Below are 4,853 nucleotides of genomic sequence, written 5' to 3' on the forward strand. Positions count from 1 at the left end.
CAAGCGCGGCGACATCGAACCCCTGGTGGCGACCAAGGTCGATCCCGAGGGGCCCAAGCCCTTCCCGCCGGGGGATTACTATCTCGCCACCTGCCAGCTGGCCCTGGAGCGCAAGACCCTGGGCGAGCTCGACCTGCTCTTTCCCATGGCGGCCCTGGACATCCAATTCGAGGCCCCCGCCGCGGAACCACCGGCGGCCCAAACCGCCCGCGAGTTGCCTGCCTCCCGTGAAGCCGCGCCCGCCGCCGGCCGGGGCGTCACCCAGGCCAACGCCATCAGCAGCGCCGATCTGGCGGCCCTGCAGGCGGCGGCCACCCAGCCCGATGTCCCCCCGGGAGACACCGGGGCCGGCACCATCCTCATCCTGGCGGAAGATCCCGAGGCGGCCGCGCCCTTCAGCAACCTGCTGAAAAGCCGCCAGCGCGACCATGTGCTGATTCGCTTTCAGGACAATCTCAAGCAGGCCCTCAACGGCCACCGCGTCAACGGCATCTTCCTCGTCATGAGCCAGGTCGGCGAACAGGGTTTCGCCGCCGCCATCAAGGTCAAGGCCAAGCTGCCCAAGGGCACCCCGCTGGTCATGGCCGGCCCCCAATGGACCCGCAGCGCCGTTCTCAAGGCGGTGCGCTACGGCGCCCGCGACATCCTCATCACCCCTGCCGGCGACGAGGACATCGCCGAGAAGCTCAACCGGCACATGAACCACTGAAACGCAAAACGGCCCATCGCCTGAATCAGGGATGGGCCGTTTTGCGTCAAAAGCAGCCGGGGAAATCCGTCCGTTTTCAATCCTTCTTGTAGCCGACCCTTGCCAACAGGCTGTCGAGCTGCTTTTTCTTGATCTTCTCCAGCAAGGTGGTGCGCTTGAGGTTGAGGAGCTCCGCCGCCTCCTTCTTGTTGCCGCCGGTGCGGCTCAGGGCCTGGAGGATCAGGCGATCCTCGAAGTCGCTCACCAGGGTGTTGAAATCGGCGGGGCTCTCCAGGGGCGCGACCTCCGCCGGAGCATCCGCCGTCACGCTGGTCGGCAGGGGCACCGCGGCCGCGGGCAACTCGGGGGCGGGAACGGGGGCGGGGGCGGGAACCGACCGCAGGACCGGAGCCACCTCCGCCACGGCCGAGATATCCACGCCGGCCCGGTATTTTTCCGGCAGATCGGCGGCCGTCACCAGCCCATCGGCGTGCAGGATGGCCAGGCGCTGCACCAGATTTTCCAGCTCACGGACGTTGCCCGGCCAGGCGTAATTTTGCAGCGCCGCCAGGGCATCGCCGGCGAACCCGGCCAGACCGCGCTTGCGGCCGCGATTGTAGACCTGCATGAATTTCTCGATGAGCAGCGGGATGTCTTCCTTGCGCTCGCGCAGGGGCGGAATCTGCAAGGGCACCACGCTCAGGCGATAATAGAGATCCTCGCGGAACAGGCCCTTTTTCACCGCATCCTCGAGGTGGCGATGGGTGGCGGCGACGATGCGCACATCGGCCTGGATCGGCTTGACCCCGCCCACCGGCTCGAATTCCTTCTCCTGCAAGACCCGCAGCAGCTTGGCCTGCAGGGCCGGCTTCATGTCGCCGATCTCGTCGAGAAACAGGGTGCCGCCCTCGGCGTACTGGATGCGCCCCTGCTTGGACTGGTTGGCGCCGGTGAAGGCCCCCTTGACGTAGCCGAAGAGTTCGCTTTCGAGGAGATCGTCGGGAATCGCCGCGCAGTTGAGGGGCACGAAATTTTTTCCGGCGCGCGGGCTGAAGGCGTGCAGGGCCTTGGCCACCATCTCCTTGCCGGTCCCGCTTTCGCCCTGGATGAGCACGGTGCTCTCGCCGTCCTCGGCGACCCGCTCGATCATGCCGAAGAGAGTCTGCATGCCCGACGCCTGGCCGATGATGCCGTGAAAACCCTCGGTCTTGCGGATTTTCGGACCGCGCTTTTCCTTGTGGATCTGCAGGTCGTGGTGTTCGAGGCTGCGCGCGGCGACGATGATCGCCTCGTCGAAATCGACGGGCTTGTTGAGGTAGAAGAGAGCGCCGGCCTGAAGAATCCTGACCATGGCCTCGCGATCGCCGGCGGGCACCGCCACCACGGACACCACCTCGGGATTCTTGCGCAGCACGCTTTTCACCAGCTCGACGCCCAGGTTCTTGGGCGGGAACAGATCGGTGATGAGCAGCGAGACATCCTGACTGTCCAGCACCGCCAGGGCTTCCTCGGGCGTTTCGGCCTCAAGCACCGGGCAGTCGATATCCTTGCGCAGCATGGTGGCCAGGGACTCCCGGCCGTGGCGGTCATTGTCGACAAGCAGAATGGATCGCAAAGCCGTCTCCCTGATTCAAGAAAAACCCTCCAAGCGCAACATCATAGCGAGAGCGAAGCCATCCTGCAAGCCATCCCGCGCGAAAATCACGCACCATCGCGCGCCCGACTCCATGCGCAAAAGCCCCGCAACCGGCTTGGGGTGCGAGGCTTTTCGAAAAGCGAAAGGAAGGAAAAATGGTCGGGGCGAAAGGATTTGAACCTTCGACCCCCTGCTCCCGAAGCAGGTGCGCTACCAGGCTGCGCTACGCCCCGACATCAGCTCTCCTTGTTTAACGCGGTCGACAGAATTAGCACGGATGGGGGCGAAAAGCAAGCGCTAATGCGGCACCCTCGACCGTGCCTCCAGCCGCTCCAGGGTGCGCTCGAGAATGACGTTGTTGACGCCCATGCCGAGGTAGCCGGTCTGACCGTAGGTGTCGTAGTCGCCGAGCTTGTCGATGAGATCCTCCAGGTCGGCCGCCTTGAGGGCGCGACTCTTGGGGTCGGCGGCCAGGCGCGCAATGCGCCGGGCAAAGGCGTCGGGCAGGTCGTTTTGCGCCTGGGCGCGCTCCACGGCCAGCAGCAATCGGGCCATCAGATCCATCGCTTCCTCCACAAAAACCTGCAACGCCAACCTCAGTTGCCGCCGACGAACTGCACCACGAGAATCAGCAGCATGAGCCCCACCGCCAGCCAGCAGGAGACGATGTCGTTGCTGCGCGCCGGCGGGTTGGCCGCCAGGGCGCGGGCGTCGCTGCTGACCAGCTCGTCGGGAATGTGCGCGAGCAGGCTCCGCACCAGATCGGGGAAATCCTGGTAGGCGTTGGAAAAGATCTGGAAATGATCGAGGCTGCTGAGGCTCAAAAAGGCGCGCTTGCGCACCCGCACCGCTTCCACGGCGGTGATCTGGGCGTAGGGCAGGCTGCTGCTCCGCAAGAACTTGTGCACGGTCACCGCTTCCTCGCCGATCTCGGCGCGCCGCGCCAGACTCTCGATGAACAGGCCGCCGACGGGCAGAATCATCAGGCCGAGGATGATGATCTTGCCGCCGGTCTGGCCCTGCGCCAGGCAGACCACCAGGAGCACGACGGTCAACGCCAGCAGCAGGCCCAAGGGCAGAAGAAAGGCGCGATTGATGCGGAACTGGAGGGCGCCGCCGGAGATCGGAGTCGTCATGGCGGCTTACTCCTGCCCCGCGCCGGCGCCGGACGGCGCGCCGCCGCGCACGAAGGAGCCGCTCTTGCCGCCGTGCTTTTCCAGCAGGCGGACGGCGCCGATCACCATCTCCTTGTCCACCGCCTTGCACATGTCGTAAATGGTCAGGGCCGCCACCGAGACGGCGGTGAGGGCCTCCATCTCCACCCCGGTCTTGCCCTCGACCTTGACCCGCGCCTCGATTTCCACCCGCCCGGCGCCGGGATGGGGGATAAAATCGACGCTCACCGAACTGAGCATCAGGGGATGGCACAGGGGAATCAGACCCGCGGTCTGCTTGGCCGCCATGATCCCGGCCACGCGGGCCACGGCGAACACATCGCCCTTTTCCACGTCGCGGTCGAGAATGCGCCGCAGGGTGGCCTCGCGCATGAGGATTTCGCCGCGCGCCACGGCCAGCCGCCGGGTTTCGCCCTTGGCGCCGACATCGACCATGACGGCCTTGCCTTCTTCGTCAAAATGGGTAAATCGCTCGGACATCGCCTAAAACCCCTAAAGAGAAAAATCTTCCACGAATTGCACGAATACCACGAATAGGGCCGCGTGAAGGGCTTTCGCGTCAAGGAAAATCAGGATCTTGATTCGTGCAATGCGTGCAATGCGTGGTTCCCCAAAAAAAAATCTAGTCGAAAATCCCGTCCAGCACGTCCCCGGCGCTCTTCACCCCGATGAGTTCCAGACCCGCCGGGGCGGCGAGATTCTTGAGGCTGCCGGCGGGCAGAAAGCAGCGGTCGAAACCCAGGCGCGCCGCTTCCTTGACGCGCAGCTCAGGGTGGGACACGGCGCGCACCTCGCCCGCCAGGCCGACCTCGCCGAACACGATGGTGCGCGCGGCGATGGGGCGATTGAGATGGCTGGAGGCAAGCGCCGCCATGATGCCCAAATCGATGGCCGGCTCGTCGAGGCGCACCCCGCCGGCGACGTTGAGAAAAATGTCCTGGGAAAGCAGCGACAGGCCGACTTTTTTCTCCAGCACCGCGACCAGCAGGGACACGCGGTTGTGATCGATGCCCATGGTGGTGCGGCGCGGCGTGCCGAAGGACGAACCCGACACCAGGGCCTGCAGTTCCACCAGAATCGGACGGCTGCCCTCCAGGGCCGGCACCACGGCGCTGCCCGCCGCGCCCAGGGGACGCTCGGAGAGAAACAGCTCGGAGGGGTTGCCGACCTCGGCGAGCCCCGAATCCTTCATCTGGAACACGCCGATTTCGTTGGTCGAGCCGAAGCGGTTCTTGACCGCGCGCAGGATGCGGTAGGGGTGGCCGGGCTCGCCCTCGAAGTAGAGCACCGTGTCGACCATGTGTTCGAGCATGCGCGGCCCGGCGATGGCGCCGTCCTTGGTGACATGGCCGAC

General features: G+C 65.4%; 5 protein-coding genes, 1 tRNA gene and 1 pseudogene. 1 reads left to right on the plus strand and 6 read right to left on the minus strand.

Features of this window, described 5'->3' with window-relative positions; genetic code table 11:
- Positions 1 to 709 (plus strand): hypothetical protein (locus QAT43_RS14215; RefSeq protein WP_305043748.1); only part of this gene is annotated, 709 nt, incomplete at its 5' end.
- A 76-nt stretch (positions 710 to 785) separates the two neighbouring features.
- Here the strand turns inward: QAT43_RS14215 and QAT43_RS14220 are convergent.
- From QAT43_RS14220 to QAT43_RS14245, 6 genes and pseudogenes are all read right to left on the minus strand, one after another.
- Complete coding sequence (locus QAT43_RS14220) at positions 786 to 2,303, minus strand: sigma-54-dependent transcriptional regulator (RefSeq protein WP_305043749.1); 1,518 nt, start codon at positions 2,301 to 2,303, stop codon at positions 786 to 788.
- 177 nt (positions 2,304 to 2,480) lie between these two features.
- A tRNA-Pro gene (locus QAT43_RS14225) sits at positions 2,481 to 2,557 on the minus strand.
- 64 nt (positions 2,558 to 2,621) lie between these two features.
- Complete coding sequence (locus tag QAT43_RS14230) at positions 2,622 to 2,888, minus strand: GSU3529 family protein (RefSeq protein WP_305043750.1); 267 nt, start codon at positions 2,886 to 2,888, stop codon at positions 2,622 to 2,624.
- A gap of 32 nt (positions 2,889 to 2,920) precedes the next feature.
- On the minus strand, positions 2,921 to 3,460 hold the full coding sequence (locus QAT43_RS14235; protein WP_305043751.1) for a hypothetical protein: 540 nt from the start codon (positions 3,458 to 3,460) through the stop codon (positions 2,921 to 2,923).
- 6 nt (positions 3,461 to 3,466) lie between these two features.
- Positions 3,467 to 3,979 carry a cyclic pyranopterin monophosphate synthase MoaC gene (gene moaC, locus QAT43_RS14240; RefSeq protein ID WP_305043752.1) on the minus strand — a complete coding sequence of 171 codons (513 nt, stop codon included), beginning with the start codon at positions 3,977 to 3,979 and terminating at the stop codon, positions 3,467 to 3,469.
- 142 nt (positions 3,980 to 4,121) lie between these two features.
- A pseudogene (locus QAT43_RS14245) lies at positions 4,122 to 4,853 on the minus strand (DNA repair protein RadA); the annotation flags it as partial.

Source organism: Geoalkalibacter sp., assembly GCF_030604225.1.
Classification (GTDB): Bacteria; Desulfobacterota; Desulfuromonadia; order Desulfuromonadales; family Geoalkalibacteraceae; genus Geoalkalibacter.

What these genes read in the sequence shown, in the direction of transcription:
- QAT43_RS14230 (WP_305043750.1), bottom strand. Translation starts at nt 2,888, where the DNA reads ATGGATCTGATGGCCCGATTGCTGCTGGCCGTGGAGCGCGCCCAGGCG.
- QAT43_RS14235 (WP_305043751.1), bottom strand. Translation starts at nt 3,460, where the DNA reads ATGACGACTCCGATCTCCGGCGGCGCCCTCCAGTTCCGCATCAATCGC.
- moaC (WP_305043752.1), bottom strand. Translation starts at nt 3,979, where the DNA reads ATGTCCGAGCGATTTACCCATTTTGACGAAGAAGGCAAGGCCGTCATG.